Annotated in this window: 21 protein-coding genes; 13 read left to right on the forward strand and 8 right to left on the reverse strand. The window is 74.4% G+C overall.

All coding sequences use genetic code 11. The annotated features are described in order from the left end of the window. Window positions 1-50 precede the first annotated feature (50 nt). Window positions 51-830, reverse strand: coding sequence for a bifunctional 2-polyprenyl-6-hydroxyphenol methylase/3-demethylubiquinol 3-O-methyltransferase UbiG (locus C2L59_RS33640; RefSeq protein ID WP_103353566.1), 780 nt, complete (start codon window positions 828-830; stop codon window positions 51-53). A gap of 425 nt (window positions 831-1,255) precedes the next feature. Here C2L59_RS33640 and C2L59_RS33645 point away from each other — a divergent pair, with 425 nt between their 5' ends. The 5 genes from C2L59_RS33645 to ligD (C2L59_RS33655) are packed head-to-tail and all read left to right on the forward strand — an operon-like array spanning window position 1,256 to window position 3,961. Further along, the gene (locus tag C2L59_RS33645; RefSeq protein WP_103353567.1) at window positions 1,256-1,444 is read left to right on the forward strand and encodes a hypothetical protein; all 189 of its coding nucleotides are present in this window, start codon (window positions 1,256-1,258) and stop codon (window positions 1,442-1,444) included. Then, the gene (locus C2L59_RS47600) at window positions 1,444-1,620 is read left to right on the forward strand and encodes a hypothetical protein (protein ID WP_158263123.1); all 177 of its coding nucleotides are present in this window, start codon (window positions 1,444-1,446) and stop codon (window positions 1,618-1,620) included. Before C2L59_RS33645 ends, C2L59_RS47600 begins: the two co-directional genes overlap by 1 nt. Before the next feature lie 55 nt (window positions 1,621-1,675). After that, window positions 1,676-2,230 carry a hemerythrin domain-containing protein gene (locus C2L59_RS33650; RefSeq protein WP_103353568.1) on the forward strand — a complete coding sequence of 185 codons (555 nt, stop codon included), beginning with the start codon at window positions 1,676-1,678 and terminating at the stop codon, window positions 2,228-2,230. A 1-nt stretch (window position 2,231) separates the two neighbouring features. Further along, window positions 2,232-2,363, forward strand: coding sequence for a hypothetical protein (locus C2L59_RS49935; RefSeq protein WP_255410325.1), 132 nt, complete (start codon window positions 2,232-2,234; stop codon window positions 2,361-2,363). A gap of 17 nt (window positions 2,364-2,380) precedes the next feature. Then, window positions 2,381-3,961: a non-homologous end-joining DNA ligase gene (gene ligD / locus C2L59_RS33655; protein ID WP_103353569.1), complete on the forward strand. Its 1,581-nt coding sequence runs from the start codon at window positions 2,381-2,383 to the stop codon at window positions 3,959-3,961. Window positions 3,962-3,965: 4 nt separating this feature from the next. Here ligD (C2L59_RS33655) and C2L59_RS33660 read toward each other — a convergent pair whose 3' ends face one another. Further along, window positions 3,966-4,907, reverse strand: a complete 942-nt coding sequence (locus C2L59_RS33660) for a PfkB family carbohydrate kinase (RefSeq protein ID WP_233223819.1) — start codon at window positions 4,905-4,907, stop codon at window positions 3,966-3,968. Between the two features lie 125 nt (window positions 4,908-5,032). Here C2L59_RS33660 and C2L59_RS33665 point away from each other — a divergent pair, with 125 nt between their 5' ends. The 3 genes from C2L59_RS33665 to C2L59_RS33675 all read left to right on the forward strand — a co-directional run bounded on the left by C2L59_RS33665 (window position 5,033) and on the right by C2L59_RS33675 (window position 8,053). Continuing rightward, a complete protein-coding gene (locus tag C2L59_RS33665) occupies window positions 5,033-6,661 on the forward strand; it encodes an ATP-dependent DNA helicase RecQ (protein WP_103353571.1) in 1,629 nt (542 codons plus the stop codon). A gap of 128 nt (window positions 6,662-6,789) precedes the next feature. Next, entirely contained in the window at window positions 6,790-7,554 is a 765-nt protein-coding gene (locus tag C2L59_RS33670) for an ANTAR domain-containing protein (protein ID WP_103353648.1), read from the forward strand. A gap of 100 nt (window positions 7,555-7,654) precedes the next feature. Then, window positions 7,655-8,053, forward strand: a complete 399-nt coding sequence (locus C2L59_RS33675; protein ID WP_103353572.1) for an STAS domain-containing protein — start codon at window positions 7,655-7,657, stop codon at window positions 8,051-8,053. Window positions 8,054-8,233: 180 nt separating this feature from the next. On the opposite strand, the gene C2L59_RS33680 is transcribed toward C2L59_RS33675, so the two are convergent. After that, window positions 8,234-9,637 (reverse strand): PP2C family protein-serine/threonine phosphatase, encoded by a 1,404-nt coding sequence (locus C2L59_RS33680; RefSeq protein ID WP_103353573.1) that lies wholly within the window; start codon window positions 9,635-9,637, stop codon window positions 8,234-8,236. Between the two features lie 4 nt (window positions 9,638-9,641). Next, window positions 9,642-10,367 carry a GAF and ANTAR domain-containing protein gene (locus C2L59_RS33685; protein ID WP_103353574.1) on the reverse strand — a complete coding sequence of 242 codons (726 nt, stop codon included), beginning with the start codon at window positions 10,365-10,367 and terminating at the stop codon, window positions 9,642-9,644. Between the two features lie 189 nt (window positions 10,368-10,556). Between C2L59_RS33685 and C2L59_RS33690 the strand changes: the two genes are divergently transcribed. The 3 genes from C2L59_RS33690 (at window position 10,557) to C2L59_RS33700 (ending at window position 12,929) form a co-directional block, all read left to right on the forward strand. Beyond that, window positions 10,557-11,303 (forward strand): GAF and ANTAR domain-containing protein, encoded by a 747-nt coding sequence (locus C2L59_RS33690; RefSeq protein ID WP_103353575.1) that lies wholly within the window; start codon window positions 10,557-10,559, stop codon window positions 11,301-11,303. Window positions 11,304-11,312: 9 nt separating this feature from the next. Beyond that, on the forward strand, window positions 11,313-12,233 hold the full coding sequence (gene ligD / locus C2L59_RS33695; protein ID WP_199199378.1) for a non-homologous end-joining DNA ligase: 921 nt from the start codon (window positions 11,313-11,315) through the stop codon (window positions 12,231-12,233). Window positions 12,234-12,509: 276 nt separating this feature from the next. Beyond that, the gene (locus C2L59_RS33700; RefSeq protein WP_103353576.1) at window positions 12,510-12,929 is read left to right on the forward strand and encodes a DUF6292 family protein; all 420 of its coding nucleotides are present in this window, start codon (window positions 12,510-12,512) and stop codon (window positions 12,927-12,929) included. Between the two features lie 48 nt (window positions 12,930-12,977). Here the strand turns inward: C2L59_RS33700 and C2L59_RS33705 are convergent, their stop codons facing one another. Both C2L59_RS33705 and C2L59_RS33710 read right to left on the reverse strand, forming a co-directional pair. Beyond that, entirely contained in the window at window positions 12,978-13,880 is a 903-nt protein-coding gene (locus C2L59_RS33705) for a class I SAM-dependent methyltransferase (protein WP_103353577.1), read from the reverse strand. Beyond that, entirely contained in the window at window positions 13,877-14,821 is a 945-nt protein-coding gene (locus C2L59_RS33710; RefSeq protein WP_103353578.1) for an alpha/beta hydrolase, read from the reverse strand. The genes C2L59_RS33705 and C2L59_RS33710 overlap by 4 nt, the downstream gene beginning before the upstream one ends. Before the next feature lie 68 nt (window positions 14,822-14,889). Here C2L59_RS33710 and C2L59_RS33715 point away from each other — a divergent pair, with 68 nt between their 5' ends. Then, window positions 14,890-15,450, forward strand: a complete 561-nt coding sequence (locus C2L59_RS33715) for a TetR/AcrR family transcriptional regulator (protein WP_103353579.1) — start codon at window positions 14,890-14,892, stop codon at window positions 15,448-15,450. Window positions 15,451-15,548: 98 nt separating this feature from the next. Beyond that, complete coding sequence (locus tag C2L59_RS33720) at window positions 15,549-15,890, forward strand: DoxX family protein (protein WP_103353580.1); 342 nt, start codon at window positions 15,549-15,551, stop codon at window positions 15,888-15,890. Here the strand turns inward: C2L59_RS33720 and C2L59_RS33725 are convergent. Both C2L59_RS33725 and C2L59_RS33730 read right to left on the reverse strand, forming a co-directional pair. After that, window positions 15,848-16,714, reverse strand: coding sequence for an alpha/beta fold hydrolase (locus tag C2L59_RS33725; RefSeq protein WP_103353581.1), 867 nt, complete (start codon window positions 16,712-16,714; stop codon window positions 15,848-15,850). The genes C2L59_RS33720 and C2L59_RS33725 overlap by 43 nt on opposite strands. Then, a complete protein-coding gene (locus tag C2L59_RS33730) occupies window positions 16,714-17,736 on the reverse strand; it encodes an alpha/beta hydrolase family protein (protein WP_103353582.1) in 1,023 nt (340 codons plus the stop codon). Before C2L59_RS33730 ends, C2L59_RS33725 begins: the two co-directional genes overlap by 1 nt. Between the last annotated feature and the right edge of the window lie 137 nt (window positions 17,737-17,873).

A 17,873-nucleotide genomic window follows, 5' to 3' on the forward strand; every position in this document is an offset into this window, starting at 1 on the left:
CCGCGCCGCCGCCGAAGAGGACGAGGATTTCGACAACCCCTGGTGACCGGTCACCAGAGCCGGACGGAGATCTCGCGCAGCCGCACGGTGAACGTCCCCGCCGGGGCGAGCAGCCGCCGCAGGTCGGCCTCGAACTCCGCCCGCCGGGCGCCGAACAGGTGCGGCGCCGAGCTCGACAGCGAGAACACCCCGGCGACGACCTCGTCGGCGGTGCGCGTCACCACCCGGCCCGGCACGTCGAACCGCCGCGGCCCCCGGAAACCCGCCGCGCGGAAGATGTCGGCTTCGCCGCCGGCCGTGCCGTCCGGCAACGTGCCCTGGCCCGCGCGCCGCACCGGGCCGAGGTAGGCGCGCACCAGCTCCGTGATCGCCGGGTCCACTTCCTCGTACGTCGATGCGCCCACGTGGGCGCAGACCCCGCCCGGCGCCAGCATCCCGTGCACCGCGGCGGCGACCCGCGGCCGGTCGAACCAGTGGAACGACTGGGCGAAGGTGACCAGCCGGAACCGCCCCAGCCCGGCGGGCAGCTCCTCCGCGCGCCGGTGCACCCAGCGGCAGTTCCGGACGCCCGCGCCCGCCGCCAGCCGGCCTGCCTCGGCGAGCATGTCCGCGTCCGCGTCGAGCCCGACCGCCTCCGCGAACGACCCGGCCAGCAGCAGCGTCAGCGAGCCCGGCCCGCAGCCGACGTCGAGCAGCCGTCCGGTGCCGTCCAGCCCGAGTTCTCCGGCGAAGGCACCGGCGAGCGACGGCGGATAGGCCGCGCGGCCCCGCGCGTAGTACCCGGCACTGCCCGAATAGAGGGTCGGATCCCATTCCCACGCGTCGGCCACGCCCTCAGCCTAGATACTCGAAGGCACGGAGGACGGCGATCTCGCCGGAAGCCGAGATGGACGCCCCGGACTCGATGCTGAGCCTGTACCGGGCGGCCCTCGCCCGGCGCCGCGAGCACCCGCCTGCTGGCGAGCGGGCCGCTCGGCGACGGTCGCGTGCCGCGGCGCGGGCTCGCCGGGAGCCGCCCCGCGCCGGCGGGTGTCTGCAGCGAGCGGCTTCGCAGGCCCCGCGCCGGCCGCCTACCTGAGCTCGCCGAGCGTCGCCCGGCCCGGCGGGAACCCTCCCAAGCCACTCCGCCACCCACAAGGCTCGTCAGGAGTTGAGCGGCCACCACCCGAAAGGGTTCCGTGAAGGGTGTGAAACCCGGCGCGGCGGGGTATCCGGTCGCGTTCTTTCCGCCGCCGATTCAGCCGGAGGTCTGCCGATGCCCGTGCGCACCGTCGCCCCGCCCGCCGCCGATGTCGTCGGACTGGCTCTGGAAGTTTTTGCCTCGCAGGGGTTGAGCCGGGCCGCCGCGAATGCCGCCCTCGTTTCCATGGCGCAGGAACGAGGGGTGGCCGTGGCGCGGTGCGCCGCCCTCGTCGTCGCCGCCGTCGATGGGCGGGTGGGCTGATGGCGTTCACCGCGGGGGCCGGGAACGAGGACACCGCCTCGATCGGCGGGAGCATGCTGCTCGCCGTCGGGCTGGTCGTCGCCTTCTTCGGCGGGTGGTCGTGGTGGACCGTCGCCGGGGTCGTCGCGGCCGCCGCGGGCGCGCTCTGGCTCACAGTCGCGAACCGCGACGAGTAACCCGCCCGCGACGGGGAACGCTGCCTCCACCCGACGATCGAGGAGGAGGCCGTCCATGGCGGAGCACGACGAGGACGTCATCGACCTGCTGCAGCGGCAGCACCGGGAGATCCGCGCGCTGTTCGCGGAGCTGGAAACCGCGGAAGGGGACCGGCGCCGGGACCTGTTCCACGACCTCGTGCGGCTGCTGGCGGTGCACGAGACGGCGGAAGAACTGGTGGTTCACCCGGAGATCCGCGACCTCGAACCGGCGGCGGAGCCCGTCGTCGACGCGCGGCTGGGCGAGGAGCACCGGGCCAAGGAACTGCTGACCACCCTGCAGAAGCTGGGCCCGGAGGCCGACGGCTTCGACACGCTGCTCGTGCAGCTGCGCGAGGACGTCCTCGCGCACGCCGAGCACGAGGAGCGGGACGAGTTCCCGCTGCTGCGGGCGCACCGCCCGCCGGAGCGGCTGCGCGCGATGGCCGCGACCGCCAAGCTGGCCGAAGCGGTCGGGCCGACCCGCCCGCACCCCGGCGTCGAAAGCGCGAAGGCCAACCTGCTGCTGGGCGCGCCCGCGGCGATCATGGACCGGGCGCGCGACCTCATCCGCGGCGCGCTGGGAGGCTGACGTGACCGAGCCCGACGAGGTCACCGACCCGGAAGAGTTCGCGGAGGAGGCCGGTACCGACCCGACCCCGCAGGAAGTCGCCGAATACGAGGAACTCGCGCGGAAGAACCCGCCCTGGTCGGCTCCGGACTGAGTGGGTACCCCCACGGCATGGCAGGAGCCCCGGCCCGCAAACTGCGGCGCTACCAGGAAATGCGCGACTTCGACCGGACCGCGGAGCCGGCCGGCGGGGCCGCGGCCGGCCCGGACCGCCACCGGTTCGTGGTGCAGCGGCACCGCGCGCGGCGGCTGCACTACGACTTCCGCCTCGAACTCGACGGGGTACTGGTCAGCTGGGCGGTGCCCAAGGGCCCCACGCTGGACCCGAAGGCCCGCCGGCTGGCCGTGCACGTCGAAGACCACCCGATCGAGTACGCCGACTTCGAGGGTGTCATCCCGCGCGGCGAATACGGCGGCGGCGACGTCATCGTCTGGGACCGCGGCGAATGGCGGCCGGTCGAAGCCGATCCGGCCCGCGCGATCGAGGCCGGCACGCTGCACTTCGACCTCGACGGCGAGAAGCTGGCCGGCCGGTTCGTCCTCGTCCGCACCAGCCGCGGCGAGAAGGACCAGTGGTTCCTGCTGCACAAGCAGGACGAGCACGCCCAGTCCGGCTGGGACGCCGAGGACCACCCGAGGTCGGTGAAGAGCGGCCGCACCAACGACGAGGTCGCGGCCGCACCCGACGCCCTGTGGCACAGCGACCGGCCGGCCGCGGAGGCGGAAGAGTCCGTGGGCGGCTGGCAGGCGCCGACCGACGACGAGCTCGCGGCCCTCGACGCGCTGGGCGCCAAGGGCCGCTGGTCGGTGGCGGGCCGTGAGCTGGCCCTGACCAACCTCGACAAGGTGCTCTTCCCGGCCGCGCGCGGCGGCGAGCCCGTCACCAAGCGCGACCTCATCCGCTACTACGTCACCGCCGGGCCCGCCATGCTGCCGTACCTGGCCGGGCGCCCGCTCAACACGCACCGGTTCCCGCAGGGCGTCACCGAGCCCGGCTTCTGGCAGAAGGAGGTCCCGCAGCACGCGCCGGACTGGCTGACCACCTGGCGCAACGAGCGCGCCGACCCGGGGGAGAGCCAGCGGTACGTCGTGGCCGACAGCGTCGCGACCCTGGCCTGGCTGGCCAACTACGGCGCGCTGGAGCTGCACGCCTGGACCTCCCGCGCCGCCGACGTCGACCACCCGACGTGGGTCCTGTTCGACATCGACCCGGGCCCGGAGACGACGTTCGAGGAGGTCCTGGACCTGGCGCGGCTGCACCGCACCGCCCTGGAGCACTTCGGCCTGACCGGCCGGCCCAAGGTCACCGGGCAGCGCGGGATCCAGGTGTGGGTCCCGATCGCGCCGCGCTGCACGTTCGAGCAGACCCGCGCCTGGGCGGAGACGGTGTCCCGGACGATCGGCCGGGTGCTGCCCGACCTGGTCAGCTGGGCGTGGACGAAGGACAAGCGCCGCGGCCGGGCCCGGCTGGACTACACGCAGAACGTGCTCAACAAGACCCTCGTCGCGCCCTACAGCGTGCGCCCGCGGCCCGGCGCGCCGGTTTCGGTCCCGCTGGACTGGGACGAGCTGGACGACCCGGACCTCGCGCCGGACCGGTGGACGATCCGCGACGTCCCCGCCCGGCTGGCCGGGCGGGGCGACCCCTTCGCGGTCCTGCTCGGCCTGGAGCAGAAGCTGCCCGGCCTGTGACGCCTCAGGCGCGGACGGTTTCGAGCTGACGGGGCTGCAGGCGGTCGAGTTCCGCGCGGGACAGGTGCGGGCGCCCGCCCGCGTGCTCGGTCGTCGCCGCGGCCGCCGCCACGGCCAGGCTCGCCGCCGTCTCCAGCGGCCGCCGCCGGGTCAGGGCCGCGGTGAGGGTGGCGACGAGCGCGTCACCGGCGCCGGTGGGGTCGACGACCTCGGTCTCGACGTGCGGCACGAACCAGGTGCCCTCCGGCCCGGCGAACAGGTTGCCCTGCCCGCCGACTTCCAGCACGACCAGCGACGGCCCGCGCTGCCGGAGGTCCGCGGCGGCCCGGGCGGCCGAAGCGACGTCGTCCACCGGCTGCCCGGTGAGCAGCTCGGCTTCCTGGCCGTCGGCGCGCACGACGTCGGCCAGGGCGAGCAGGTCCGCGGTGAGCGTGTCGGACTGCGGTGCCCCGTCCAGCACGACCCGGGTGCCTGCCGTGTGCGCCAGCCGGGCCGCCAGCAGGGCCACCGGCGCGGGTTGCTGCAGCTGCACGATCAGCGAGGCGGCGGCCGAGATCGGGGCGGACGCGGCGAAGACGTCGGTCTCGGTGAGCAGCGTGCCCTCCGGGACGTGCTCGAGGTACCGGCGGCGGCCGTGGTCGTCGACGACGTCGACCAGCAACGCCGTTTCGGTGCCCGCCCGGCGGATCACGTGCGAGGTGCCGATCCGGTCCGCCCGGGCCTGGGCGAGCAGCGCGTCCCCGGTGCGGTCGCGGCCGACGACGCCGACCAGCGACACCGACATCCCGAGCTGGCTCAGCGCCACCGCCTGGTTGGCGCCCTTCCCGCCGAGCAGCTCCTGCCGGTGCCGCACCGGCGCCGAAGAGTCCGCGTCGGGTGCGTCGGGGACTTCGATCACCAGGTCACGGGCGATCTGCCCGGCGACGACGACTTCGCTGAAGGTCATCGGGTCCACCGGTGGGTCATGGCGCCTCCTCGGGTCACCGATCGGCTACCCGGTCCGCGACGCGGGGTAAACCGCTCGTTCGGGTCGAGTGGTTGCCGAAGGTCGTCGTGGGTAGCCCTGCCGCCATGAGCGATGATCCGAACGTGGCCGAGCTGCGCCGGCTGGCCGCGGAACGCTTCGGCTGGGCCGAGCTGTCCGCCGAGCAGGCCGCGGCGATGAGCGCGGTGTGCGACGGCCGGGACGTGCTGGCGGTGCTGCCCACCGGAGCCGGCAAGTCGGCGATCTACCAGGTGCCCGCGCTGGTGCTGCCCGGCCCGACGGTGGTCGTCTCGCCGCTGCTGGCCCTGCAGCGCGACCAGATCGAGGGCCTGGACGCCGCGGCCGTGCCCGACGCCGTCGCGCTCGACTCGCGGCAGTCGGCCGCCGACCGGGACGCGGTGTGGGCGGCGATCCGGCGCGGCTCCGCCGAGTACGTCTTCCTTTCGCCGGAACAGCTCGCGAAGGACGAGGTCGTCGCCGGGCTGGCCGAGGCGGGCGTGTCCCTGTTCGTCGTGGACGAAGCCCACTGCGTTTCGGCGTGGGGCCACGACTTCCGGCCCGACTACCTGCGGCTGGCCCCGGTCGTCGAACGGCTCGGGCGGCCGCCGGTGATCGCCCTGACCGCCACCGCGGCGGCGCCGGTGCGCGACGACATCGTCGCGGCGCTGGGGCTGCGGGACCCGGCGCGGGTGATCGCGAGCTTCGACCGGCCGAACCTGCACCTGGCGGTCGAGCGCTTCACCGGCGACGCCGCGAAGCGCAACGCGGTGGTGGACCGCGTCACCGCCATGCTCGGCAGCGGGCTGCTCTACACCGCGAGCCGCCGGGAAACCGAGGACTACGCCGCCGCCCTGGCCGACCGCGGCGTCCGCGCTTTCGCCTACCACGGCGGGATGAAGGGCGCCGACCGCGACGCCGTCCACGAGCGGTTCGCCGCGGGGGAGACCGACGTCGTGGTGGCGACCTCGGCGTTCGGCATGGGCATCGACCAGCCGCACGTGCGGTTCGTCGTGCACGCGTCCGTCCCCGACTCGGTCGACACGTACTACCAGCAGATCGGCCGCGCGGGCCGGGACGGCGAGCCCGCCGAGGTCGTGCTCTGCTACCGGCCGGAAGACCTGGCGCGGCAGCGTTTCCTGACCCGGTCCGCGCCGCCGGAGGCCGAACTCCGCGCGGTCGTCGACGCCCTGCGGCCGGGGCCGCTGGACCGGCGGCAGCTCGCCGAAGCAGTTCCCGGGCCGGCCGCCCGGCGGACCCGCGCGCTCGGCCTGCTCGAGCGCTGCGGCGCCGTGCTGACCGGGCCGGACGGCCGGTTCGCCCTGACCCGCGGCCGCACCGACCCCGGCGCCGCCGTCGGGCAGGCGCTCGAAGCGGCCGAGCGGGCGGCCGAGCTCGTCCGCTCGCGGGTGGAGATGATCCGCGCCTACGCGGAGACCACGGGCTGCCGCCGCCGGTACCTGCTCGGGTACTTCGGCGAGGAGCTCGCGCAGCCGTGCGGCCACTGTGACACGTGCGAAGCCGGTACCGCGGCCGAAGAACCGGCGTCCGCGGGGGAGTTCCGGGCGGAGAGCGTGGTCCGGCACGCCGAGTGGGGCCGCGGTGTCGTGATGACGATCGAGGAGGACAAGCTGACCGTCCTCTTCGACGACGTCGGCTACCGGACGCTGTCGCTGCCCGTCGTGCGGGAGCAGAACCTGCTGGCCCCGGCCGGGTGAACCGGTTGCGCCGGACGGCGGAGACACCCGGCCGTGCGCGTGGCCGGCCCCACAAAGGGCCCCGCCGGCGGAGGCGGACCACCGCGTCTTGCGGTAAATCAAGAGGACCGAGACGGGTGGAGGAGCGGGTGACCGAATCACTGGTGAACGCGGCGGATCGCTGGAGACCGCTGACCGAGCTGCTGCAGGCCCTGCTCGAGCGGATCACCGGCGAGCTGCCGGGGTGCCTCGGCGCGGGCCTGACGGTCAGCCACGGCGGTCGGCCGCTGCAGGTGCTGGCCACCGCCGGCGTCGCCGGGCACCTGGTGCACGCCCAGCTGCGTGACGGCGGCCCGATCGCCGTCGCGGACGCCACCGGCGAGCCGGTCACCACCGACGAGCTCTTCGGCGACCCGCGCTGGCCCGGGCTGACCGTCGACGCCGTGCCCGGTGGCGAGGCGGTCCGCGGCGCGGTCGCGCTGCCCGGGTTCTGGGACGAGCAGGGGGCTTTCGTCCTCTCGGCGACGCTGGACCGGCCGCCCGGCTCGACCACCCTGCCCGTCCTGCAGCGGTACGCGAAGCTCACCGAGATGACCCTGGTGGTCGCCGAGACGGCCACCGCGGGCGACCCCGACCAGATGCTCGACCTGCTGGCCTCCCGCGCCGCCATCGAGCAGGCGAAGGGCGCGATCATGGCGGTCCGGCGGTGCCCGCCGGAGGAGGCGTGGCAGACGCTGCGCCGCGCCAGCCAGGAGTTCAACGTCAAGGTCCGCGAACTGGCGATCGCCCTCGTCGAGCACCTCGGCGGCCACGAGGCGACCCAGCCGGCGGGCACGCCGGCCATCCACGCCGGCGCCGACGCCCACCACGCCGCGGAACGGCTCTGGTCGGCCTTCGCGGCGGTCTCGTCCTGAAGGAGAGCGTTTCCGAACCGGCGGTTTGGGTATCAAGACCCCGTCCTTGATCACGTCACTGCGTCGCCGGCCTGGCCGGCGCGGAAGGCCAACCGAACCCGTGTCCCCCACGTTCCCGGTCCCCACCCGGTCCGCGCCCCTCACGGCGCGCCGGACGGAGTACCGCCCCGGTCTCCTCGTGCTGACGTTCGCCGGCGAGATCGACGCGCTGACCCTCCCGATCCTCGACCGCGAGCTGCGCGCGGCCCCACCCGGGACAACGGTGGTGGTGGACCTGACCCAGCTGGCTTTCATCGGCTTGGCGGGCGCCCGCGCCCTGGCGGCCGCGGCCGAGCGCGCGAACGCCGACGGCGGGTGCTTCGGAGTGGTGGCGAACAGCCGGACCCTCGCCCGCTTGTTCCGCATCACGGGCCTGGCGGCGGCGGTGCCGATGTTCGCCTCGCTGTCGGACGCCCTGCGCGAGCTGCTGGCGGCAGGAATGCAGGAGCGCGCCTGCTGAGGTGACCCGCGGCTCGGTGGGCGGCCGATCCTTGGCGGAGCTTGCTCGGCGGCCGGCTTGGGGCCGGTGCGGGCGGCCGGGGCGCAGGACCGCGCCTGCCGGAAGCCCCGCCCTCAGCGCGGAGAGCCAGGAAGCCGGCGCCGTGAACCGCGCGGCGCGCCTGCCGAGGAGCATCGCAGCTCAGCGCGGGCCCCAGCGGACGATCAGCACACTCGCGTCCTGCCCCGGTTCGCCGGCACCGTGAGCCTGCACCGCGCGGGTGAGCCGGCGGGCGATCTCCGGGGGCAGCTCGCCCTCGTCGTGGCCGAGGTGGCGGGCGATCCGGGCGCGGCCGAACGGCTCCCCGGCCGCGTCCGTCGTCTCCGCGACGCCCCGGCAGTACACCGCCAGCAGATCGCCCGGCTCGAGCTGCACCTCCGTCACCGGGGGCGGGCCGCCGGCCGCGGCGAACCGCGTCGCGGCCGGGTCCACCGCGGGGAGCGGCTCGCCGCGGCGGATGACCAGCGGTGCCGGGCCGCCGGCGCCGAGCAGGCGCAGGACCCCGGTGTTCAGGTCCAGCTCGGCGAGCACCCCGGTCACCGCGACCGGCCGGGCGGCCAGCTCGGTGGCGACCGCGGCGAACTGCCCGGCCAGCGCCGCTCCGCCGTGGCGGGCGGCGCGGTAGGCGGACAGCGCCGTCACGACGGCGATGTTCGCGCCGTCGGTGCGCATCCCGGCGTCGAACAGCGCCAGCTGCGCGCGGTCCTCCGAGAGGGCGTAGTCGAACACCGTGCCGCACAGTTCGTACGCCGGCTGGACGCTCGCGCCGACGACGACGCTTTCCGTGGCCGCGGTGAGCGGCGGCAGGCTCTGCCACAGCAGCTCGGCGGGGGAGCCGCGGCGCCGGCGCCGGCGCCGGTGGTCGAGCCCGTCGCCGTACTGGGTCGTGACGGTGACCAGGTGCCCGAGCAGCGTGGACAGCCAGCGGCACTGCTCCCGCAGCACCGGATCGTGCGGGTCGGCGCCGTCGGCCGGGACGATCTCCAGCACCCCGAGCCGTTCGACGCCGTCGAGCAGGATCGTCCACAGCGTGCCGTCCCGTGTGACGGTCGTCCCGGCGCGGCGGAACACGTCCCCGCCGACGGTGGTTTCGATGTCCAGCTCGGCGGCGTCCGGGCGCAGCGGCACGAGCGTGCGCTGATCGTAGTCGGCCAGGTAGACGCCGATGGTCAGGTCGAGCGCGCGGCCCGCCTCGGCGACGACGGCGGGGAGCCGTTCGGGCGGCGCCCGGTGCGCGCCTTCGAGCAGGTCGACGAGGGCCTTCAGCGGGCCGTGCAGCGGTTTCGCGTCGCGGACCGTGTGGCTGTAGGGCGCGCGGGCGGGCCCGGTCACCTCGTCGAGCCGCTCGTTGACGGCGTGGGCGAGCATGTCGCGGTCGACGCGGGGGAGCGTGGTCAGCCCGTTCAGGTAGGAGTCCAGCTCGATCAGGCTCAGGCTGCCGCCGAGCGCGAAGTACCGCATCCACAGCTGTTCCAGCGTGAGGTCGCTCCGGGCGAAGCAGGCGGCGATCTGCCGTCGCTGTTCGTCCTCGGGCAGGTAACGCATCCGTTCACCCTTCCCGCGGCGCGGGGGCGACGAGCCGCGCGGCGGCCTCGGCGGGACTGTCACCGCGGGCGCGGGCCAGCGAAAGCAGGCGGTCGAACGCGGCGTCCTCGTCGAGGCCGTCGCGGCCCATGAGGAACCCCTTCGCCAGGGAGATCAGGTCGCGGTCGCGCAGGGTGTCCTTGAACTGCGCGCTGAACCGGCTGGCCCGCTCGTAGGCCCGCGCGTTGGCGACCAGTACCGCGGCGCGGTCGGCGAACCGCTCCAGCGCCCGCTCGTCGGACGGCCCGAACGCGCCGGGAGAAGTCGCGTAGAGCTTGATCGCGCCGTGGCAGCCTTCCCCGGTGACCATCGGAGCGGTGACGACCGACCGCAGCCCCGACCCGGCGACGGCGGCACACCACCGGGCCCACCGCCGTTCGACGGCGACGTCGTCGATCCGCTGCGGCGAACACTCGTTCAGCGCGGCCAGGCAGGGCCCCTCGCCGAGCTCGTACTGCAGGGTGTCGGCCTCGCGCACGAGCGGCCCCGACGCGCTCGTCGTGACGAAATCCCCCTCGCCGTCGACCAGGGTGACCCCGACCCCGGACGCGGCGGTGATCGTCGTCCCGGCGAGCGACACGATCAGCTCCAGCACCGAATCGACGGTCTCCCGCGACAGCAGCAACCCCGACATCCGAGCGGCCACGGCGGCCAGCTCCCCATCCAGCGGCAGCCCAGCCTCATCCGACATGCGTGCTGATTACCTATCCGGCGCCCCCGGCAAACCTGCTCCGTTCAGCTCGGCCCCGAGGCGGCCCATGCGAACCGGCGGTGCGCCACCCAGGGGCGCCGCTCGTCGGCTCGAAGGCCCATCGCGGACATGGATCCGCCCCCGACTGGGTACCCGAGGTCACTTCGCGCCCGAGCGGGAGGAGCAGACATGGAACGGCCCGACCCCACCGCGACGGCCTCGCCGTTGTTCGACGAGGTCACCGGGGCGCTCGAAGCCCTCACCGCCGTCCTGCGGGAGGAGGACGACTTCCGGATCCTGCTGCAGCACGTCTGCCTCGAGGTGCGGCACGCCGTGCCCGGGGTCGGTGAGGCCTCCGTCACGCTGGTGACCGGGGAGATCCCGCACACCGCCACCGCCACCAGCGGCGTCGTCGGCGATCTCGACGCCGATCAGTACCGGATCGGGGACGGGCCCTGCCTCGAGGCGATCCGCGGCGGGAAGATCGTCCGGACCACCGTGACCGACGCGCTCGAACGGTGGCCGGAGTTCGGCCGCGGGGCGCGGGAGGCCGGGTTCGGGAGCTTCCTCGCCGCGCCGCTGGTCGCCGACGAGGCGTTCTCCGGTGCCGTCAACTGCTACGGGCGTCAGGACGACGGCTTCGAGGAGGTCGACGCCCAGCTGCTCGAGCTCTACACGACCGCGGTCGAGGCCGTACTCCGCGTGTACCGCCGGTACCTGCGGGCGCGGGACACCGCCGAGCACCTGCGGACCGCGCTGACCTCGCGGGCGGTCATCGACCAGGCCAAGGGCATGCTGATGGCCATCCGGCAGGTCGGCGCCGATGATGCCTTCGCCCTGCTCGTCGAGCAGTCGCAGCGGGAGAACACGAAGCTGCGTGAGGTCGCCGAGCGGTTCGTCGATCGGGTGGTCTCGGGGCACGTCCCGCCGCGGTAACGTGGGTTCGTGGCGGGGAGCCGGATCACGGTGCAGGTCGGCGAGCGGCAGCTGACGCTCTCGAACCTCGAGAAGGTGCTCTACCCGCGGCACGGCTTCACCAAGGGCGAAGTGCTCGACTACTACACGCGGATCGCGCCGGTGCTGCTGCCGCACATCCGCGACCGGGCGATGACGTTCGTACGCTTCCCGGACGGCGTCGGCGGTGGCTCCTTCTTCGAGAAGGACGTCTCGCGCCACGCCCCGGACTGGGTCCGCACCGCGCGCCTGGCCGTCGGCGGCCGGGGCCAGGAGCCCGAGATCGTCGAGTACCCGTTGCTCAACGACCTGCCCGCGCTCGTCTGGGCGGCCAACCTCGCCGCCCTGGAACTGCACGTCCACCAGTGGACCGTCGGGCCCGGCGACGAGCGCAGCACGCCGGACCGGCTCGTGTTCGACCTCGACCCCGGTCCCGGGGCGACGGTCGTCGACTGCTGCCGGGTCGCCGAGCGGCTCCACGAGGTCCTCGTGCCGGACGGCCTCACCCCGGTGGCGAAGACGAGCGGCTCCAAGGGCATGCAGCTGTACGCGGGCGTGGTGACCACGGACGCGGCCGAGCCGTCGCGGTACGCGAAAGCGCTGGCCGAGCGGCTCGCGGCGGAAACGCCGGACCTCGTCGTGGCGCGGATGACGAAGAACCTGCGCCCGGGCAAGGTGTTCATCGACTGGAGCCAGAACAACCCGTACAAGACCACCGTGGCGCCGTACTCGCTGCGCGGGCGCGACGAGCCGACGGTTTCGGCGCCGGTCACCTGGGACGAGGTCCGCGCGTGCCGGCACGTCACGCACCTGCGGTTCACTGCCGGTGAAGTTTTGCGGCGTGTCGAGGACCTCGGAGATCTTTTCGCCGATCTGGAACGCACGCGCGCGCCGATTCCTGCGATCGGCTGAACTTCGGAAAGCGCCATTCCACCGTCCGACGGCGCCGATTTGCCGGAACCGCACGGAAAACGGTGTCACCTGCGGATTTGATCGTCCACATCGGACCGTTGCACGTGCAGACGATCGTGTCGCTGCACGAACCCGGAGCACCGGACATCCGGCGGTGGGCCGGAGTCGGCGGAGTCGGTACGGTCGACGCACGAACCGCGGCGTCCGCCGTGGTGGTGAAAAGACAATGACACGGCGGCCGTCGCCGTTCTTGTCGCACGTGGCGAAAGGAAACAGGTGTCCGCCCTGATCGACACCGATTTCGAATTCTGGTTCCAGCGTGGCCTGCGCGCGTATCTGGGCGAAGTGGCGCGTGCGCTCGGCTTCGGCTTCGAGTCGTGCACCGTGGACGTCGATGTCCCGGTCTCGGCCTACGTGGCGGTGGACTGGCGGCTGCGCCGGTTCCCCGAGCGTGACGTGGCGCTGCTCTGGGACGAGGTGCACGGCTGGGCGGTCGCGGTCGAGGCGGCGTGCGGCGAGGAGATGATCGTGCTGGCCTACCTGGGCGGCGCGGACATCCTGCCGCCGGCGCGGGAGGTCGTGCGGTTCCTGGCCGAGCTGCGGGCCGGCGCCCCGGACCCGGACGGGCCGGGTTCGCCCGTGCTGCGCCGTCCCGGCCGCCACCAGGAACTCCTGCCGCTGCTGCCGGCCCGCTGATCCACTGTGGACGAACGGTGCCGTGCCGGGACCGGCACGGCACCGCGGTCACCCGGCGAACGTCACCAGCGTGATCGACGGCCGCAGGTCGCGCAGCCCGGGCAGGTTCGCGAGCCGGCGCAGGGTCCCCGGCCGCCACGCCCCGCGGCCGGGCGGCGGCTGCACGTCGGCCACGGCGGCCACGCCGGGGATGCGCCCGAGCAGGCGCGCGGCCTCGGAAACGGTCAGCCCGAACGGCATCGGCGGCACGGTGTAGCCGGCGGACAGGCGCAGCCCGGAATTGTCGGTGCCCTCCGGTGAAGTGGAAAACGGGGGGCGCCCCCGCGGCCCGCTCTTCAGCGTCCGCCGGCTGAGCCACGGCGGGATCGAGTCGAAGAACAGCTGCCCGCCCGGGAAGCGCGCGGCGCAGTCGGCGATCAGCGCGAGCACGTCGTCGCGTTCGAGGTACATGAACAGCCCCTCGGCCGAGATGAACACGCCCCGCGCCGGATCGGGCGCGGCCAGCCAGGCGCGGTCAAGCGCCGAGGCCGGGATCGACGTCACCCGCGGCTCCGGCGGGAGCACGCGCCGGCGCAGGTCGATCACCGGCGGAAGGTCCACCGACAGCCAGTCGACGGCGGGCCGGCCCAGCCGCCAGTCGACGGCGGGCCGGCCCAGCCGCCAGTAGGTGGTCTGCAGGCCCTCGCCGAGGGCGACGACGGTCGCGGCGGGATGCCGGTCCAGGTACGCGCGGAGGGCGAAGTCCAGGGCGGCCGCGCGCAGCGGGTGGATCTGGTCCGGCTTGCCGAACCGCGCGTAGTCGTAGGAGATCCGGCGCTGGAGGCGCTCGGCCAGCGGGTCGGCGAACACCGAGCCGGGGTGCCTCGACTCCTCGGCGCGGTTGCGCAGCGTCCACAGGCAGGTGGCCGCCACGCCGTCCAGGGTCGCGCCGTCGATGCGGTCCTCGATCATGCGGCGAAGGAGGTCCGGAGGAACGCGAGGATTTCCGCCCGCGCGGCCTCGGCCTGCGGCGCCACGCCCGGCATGCTGAGGAACGCGTGCCCCGCGCCGCCGTGTTCGGTGAGCCGCGCCGGGGTGCCCGCCGCGTCGAGCCGCTCGGCGTAGCGGCGGCCGTGGTCGGCCAGCGGGTCGTGGGTCGGCACCACCACCAGCGCCGGGGCCAGCCCGCCCAGGTCGCCGGCGTGCAACGGCGAAAGCGTGCGGGCGTCGGTGCCCGGCGGGACGGCGAGCCGCTGGAACAGGCGCAGCACCGGCACGCTGAGCGTGGGGGTGTGGGCGTGCTCGGCGGCCGAGCCGTGCTCCAGCATCGTCGCGGTCAGCTCGGTCGCGGGGTTGACCAGCACCTGCGCGCGCAGCGGCAGGCCGGCCTCCCGGGCCCGGATCGCCGCCAGGGCGCTGATCAGCCCGCCGCAGCTTTCACCGAAGACGGCGGCCTGCGCCGGGTCGATGCCCCACGGCCCGGCGTCGCGCACGAGGTGCCGCAGCGCGTCCCAGCCGTCGTCGACGGCGTCGGCCACCGGGTGGTCCGGGTCGACGAGCCGGTGTTCGACCGAGACGACGACCGCGGGCAGCCGGGCGGCCAGGTGGCTGTTGACCCAGTCGCTCTGCACTGCCGTGCCGACGAACCCGCCGCCGTGCACGTGGACCACCAGCGGCAACGCCGGGCCGTCGTGGTCCGTGGGCCGGTACACCCGGACCGGCAGGTCGCGGCCGGGCAGCGCCAGTTCCCGCCACTCGATCACGGCGCCCGGGTCCGGTTCCCCGGTGAACGCCCGCGCGGCGGCGGACGCCCGGAAGCGGTTCTCCGCTTCGCGGTAGGCGATCAGCTCTTCGGCCGTCATCGCGAGCCAGTCGGGCTCCGCCGGGCGCGGCAAGGTCGTTTCCTCGGACATGGTCGGCTCCCTAGTTTCGAAACCTCAGGTATCGAAACCTACGGTAGCGAAACCGCTAGGATGGCGCCATGCCTTCCGCACCCGCCCGGCCGCCGGGCCGTCCCCGCGCCGGCGTCGACGCCGCGGTGTTCGCCGCGACGCTGCGGACGGTCGACGAACTCGGCTACGCCCGGGCCACCGTCGAGCGCATCGCCGCGGCGGCCGGCGTCGCCAAGACGACGATCTACCGGCGCTGGCCGTCCAAGGGCGAGCTGATCGTGGACGTCCTGCTGGCCGCGTTCGGCCCGGCGCCGCTGGTGGGCGGCAGCCGGGCGGAGATCCTGACGTCGGTCATCCGCTGGGCCGCGGCGAAGATCGCCGAACCCGGGGTGGGCGACGCGTTCGCCGGCGTGTTCAGCGACGCCGTCAGCGATCCGGTCCTGCGCGTGGTGCTGTCGTCCCGGCTGCAGGACCCGTACCGGCTCGCGCTCCAGGACGCGCTCGGCGAGCCGGAGCAGCGGGTGCTGTTCTTCGTCGACGTCGTCGTCGGTTCCCTGCTGCACCGGATGGGCATGACCGGCGAACCGATGGTCGACGCCGACGTCACCGCGCTGGTCGACATGGTGGTGGTGCACTTCGCGGCCGAGTGACGGGCGTCACGGCCCGCACTGTCACATCGGCCCGGACCGCGGAGTCGAGGGGGTGACGGACCCCGGACCGGGGACCGCGAAACCCCCGAGGAGTCCCGATGTCCACCGCTCACCTCATCGTCACCATCGCCGCCGCGGCCTGGGTCGGCTTCTCGGCCGTCTCGATGCTGGCCCGCGCGAAGTGGGTCGTCGAGCCGATCAGCGAGTACGGCGTGCCCGAGCGGTTCTGGGCGTTGCTCGGCACGGCGAAGGCGGCCGGCGCGGCCGGGCTGCTCGCCGGGCTGATCTGGCCGCCGATCGGCATCGCGGCGGCGATCGGCCTGGTGCTGTACTTCACCGGCGCGCTGATCACCGTGGCCCGGGCGCGGTCGTACGGCCACCTGGTGTTCCCGGCGCTCTACCTGGCGCCGGTGGTCGCTTCGCTGCTCCTGCTGCCGTGATCGGCGAGCCAGGTGAGGGTTTCGGCGGCGTGGCGCAGCACGGACAGGTGCCCGTCGCCGGGGGAGGGCCGGTACTCGGCGTCCGGGCACCGCCCGGCGAGCCACGCGCTGTGCGTGGCGGGGACCATCCGGTCCTCTTCGCCGTGCACCAGCAGGACGGGCGCGCTGATCGACGCGGGGTCGCCACCCCACGGCCGGACGTAGGCGAGGTCGTCGTCGATCAGCCCGCCGGGCCCGTGCGCGAGCGCCGCGCGGACGACCTCGTCCAGCCACGACCACGAGCCGCGCAGCGTCGCCAGGTCGGCAGCGGTGAAGACGTCGGGATCGAACTCGGCGGCGGCCTCGTGCTTTTCCTTGGCGGCCCGCCCTTCGGTGGCGGCCCGCAGCGAGGCGGCGCCCGCGGCGGCCATGCCCCCGAACCAGTCGAGCCCGGCCGCGTCGAACGGCGCCACCGCGGCCAGGCTCGCGACGGCGAGCACCCGCTCCGGCAGCAGCGCGGCACAGGCGAGGGCGTGCGAACCCCCACCGGAGTGCCCGAGCAGCGCGAACCGGGGGATCTCCAGGGCATCGGCGACGGCGGCCACGCACCCGGCGACGTCCCCGACGGTCCGCTCCGGCATCGGCGTGGAGCTGCGGTAACCCGGCCGGTCGAAGGAAACGAACCGCACGCCGAGCGTCCGCGCGAGCGGCAGCAGCGGCCCGGGCGGGGCCCCGGTGTTGGGCGTGCCGTGGTGCCAGAAGACGGTGAGCCGGGCGGGCGTCCCGGTGTCGTAGACGTGCAGCGAGCGCCCGCCGGGCAGGGCCAGCTCCGACTCGGTGACCATCAGCGGGCCAGCCGCTCCGCCAGCCAGGCCAGCGAAAGCGGGTAGCGGTAGTCGATCCCGCCGTGGCCGGCGTCGAACAGCTCGAAGTGGACGCGGTCCTCCGGCAGGCCTGCCGCCACCGCTTCCGCCCGGAACGCCTCCGCGCCGAGGTCGAGGAACCACTCGTCGCTCGTGCCCGCGTCGATCCACACCGCGTGCAGCGAGCGGACCGCCTCCGCGTGGCGCGCCACCATCCGGACCGGGTCCCAGTCCAGCCAGCGCTGCCACACCTGCGGCCGCAGTGCGCCGGTCAGCGGGTCGAACGGCAGCTCCGGCGTGCCGTCTTCGCGGGCCGAGAAGCACGCCGAGACGCCGAGCAGCATCAGCAGGGACGCGTCCTCGGGCTTGGTGAACGCCGGCCGGCTCCGGAAGTCCGCCCACCACGCCTGGATGTCCTGGTCGTACTCGCGCAGGGCGCGGACCGCCTTGCCGAAGTCGGGGACGTAGCAGAGTTCGTAGAGCGAATCGCCCGCGTGCGTCGCCAGTGCGCCGAACAGGTCCGGGCGCAGCATCGGCGTGATCATCGCGCCGAACCCGCCGGAGGACTTGCCGGCGATCGCGCGGGAGGCCGGGGCGGTCAGCGTCCGGTAGCGCTCGTCGACCCACGGCACGATCTCGTCGCACAGGTACGAGTGGTAGCGGCCGGTGCCCGGCGAATCGACGAACTGCGAGCCGCCGTACGCGGTCCACGCGTCGACGTACACCACGACACACCCCGGGGCGCCGCCGGCGAAGACCGCGTCGGCCGTCTCCACGAACGGCTGCCGGAACGGGGTCCGGTTGGCCCACATGGTCAGGTGCCCGGTGTAGCCCTGGATGACGTACACCGCCGGGTACCGCTCGTCGCCGTCGTCGTAACCCGGTGGCACGTACACCCAGAGCGGCCGTTCGTGCGGGTCGCCGAGCGGGTTGCCGCGCAGCAGCGTGGAGGTCACGGTGTGCCGGTCGAGCCGGCCGGCGAGGTCGCCGTCCCAGGGCAGCATGCCGCCAGTCAACCACGATCGACCCGGTTGCCGGGGCCGGGCAGTGGCTCTTTCCGCGGGTGGTTCCGGCCCACCGCCGGGTCGGGGGCACCTGACGCCGGCCGGTAATCCGGTCGCCCGCGGCCGGCCCGCTCTGG

This window comes from Amycolatopsis sp. CA-128772 (assembly GCF_002904295.1).
Taxonomy (GTDB): domain Bacteria; phylum Actinomycetota; class Actinomycetes; order Mycobacteriales; family Pseudonocardiaceae; genus Amycolatopsis.

What these genes read in the sequence shown, in the direction of transcription:
- C2L59_RS33710 (WP_103353578.1), bottom strand. Translation starts at nt 14,821, where the DNA reads ATGTCCGAGGAAACGACCTTGCCGCGCCCGGCGGAGCCCGACTGGCTC.
- C2L59_RS33715 (WP_103353579.1), top strand. Translation starts at nt 14,890, where the DNA reads ATGCCTTCCGCACCCGCCCGGCCGCCGGGCCGTCCCCGCGCCGGCGTC.
- C2L59_RS33720 (WP_103353580.1), top strand. Translation starts at nt 15,549, where the DNA reads ATGTCCACCGCTCACCTCATCGTCACCATCGCCGCCGCGGCCTGGGTC.
- C2L59_RS33685 (WP_103353574.1), bottom strand. Translation starts at nt 10,367, where the DNA reads ATGTCGGATGAGGCTGGGCTGCCGCTGGATGGGGAGCTGGCCGCCGTG.
- C2L59_RS33660 (WP_233223819.1), bottom strand. Translation starts at nt 4,907, where the DNA reads ATGACCTTCAGCGAAGTCGTCGTCGCCGGGCAGATCGCCCGTGACCTG.
- C2L59_RS33730 (WP_103353582.1), bottom strand. Translation starts at nt 17,736, where the DNA reads ATGCTGCCCTGGGACGGCGACCTCGCCGGCCGGCTCGACCGGCACACC.
- C2L59_RS33645 (WP_103353567.1), top strand. Translation starts at nt 1,256, where the DNA reads ATGCCCGTGCGCACCGTCGCCCCGCCCGCCGCCGATGTCGTCGGACTG.
- C2L59_RS33705 (WP_103353577.1), bottom strand. Translation starts at nt 13,880, where the DNA reads ATGATCGAGGACCGCATCGACGGCGCGACCCTGGACGGCGTGGCGGCC.
- ligD (WP_103353569.1), top strand. Translation starts at nt 2,381, where the DNA reads ATGGCAGGAGCCCCGGCCCGCAAACTGCGGCGCTACCAGGAAATGCGC.
- C2L59_RS33690 (WP_103353575.1), top strand. Translation starts at nt 10,557, where the DNA reads ATGGAACGGCCCGACCCCACCGCGACGGCCTCGCCGTTGTTCGACGAG.
- C2L59_RS33665 (WP_103353571.1), top strand. Translation starts at nt 5,033, where the DNA reads ATGAGCGATGATCCGAACGTGGCCGAGCTGCGCCGGCTGGCCGCGGAA.
- C2L59_RS33680 (WP_103353573.1), bottom strand. Translation starts at nt 9,637, where the DNA reads ATGCGTTACCTGCCCGAGGACGAACAGCGACGGCAGATCGCCGCCTGC.
- C2L59_RS33725 (WP_103353581.1), bottom strand. Translation starts at nt 16,714, where the DNA reads ATGGTCACCGAGTCGGAGCTGGCCCTGCCCGGCGGGCGCTCGCTGCAC.
- C2L59_RS47600 (WP_158263123.1), top strand. Translation starts at nt 1,444, where the DNA reads ATGGCGTTCACCGCGGGGGCCGGGAACGAGGACACCGCCTCGATCGGC.
- C2L59_RS33650 (WP_103353568.1), top strand. Translation starts at nt 1,676, where the DNA reads ATGGCGGAGCACGACGAGGACGTCATCGACCTGCTGCAGCGGCAGCAC.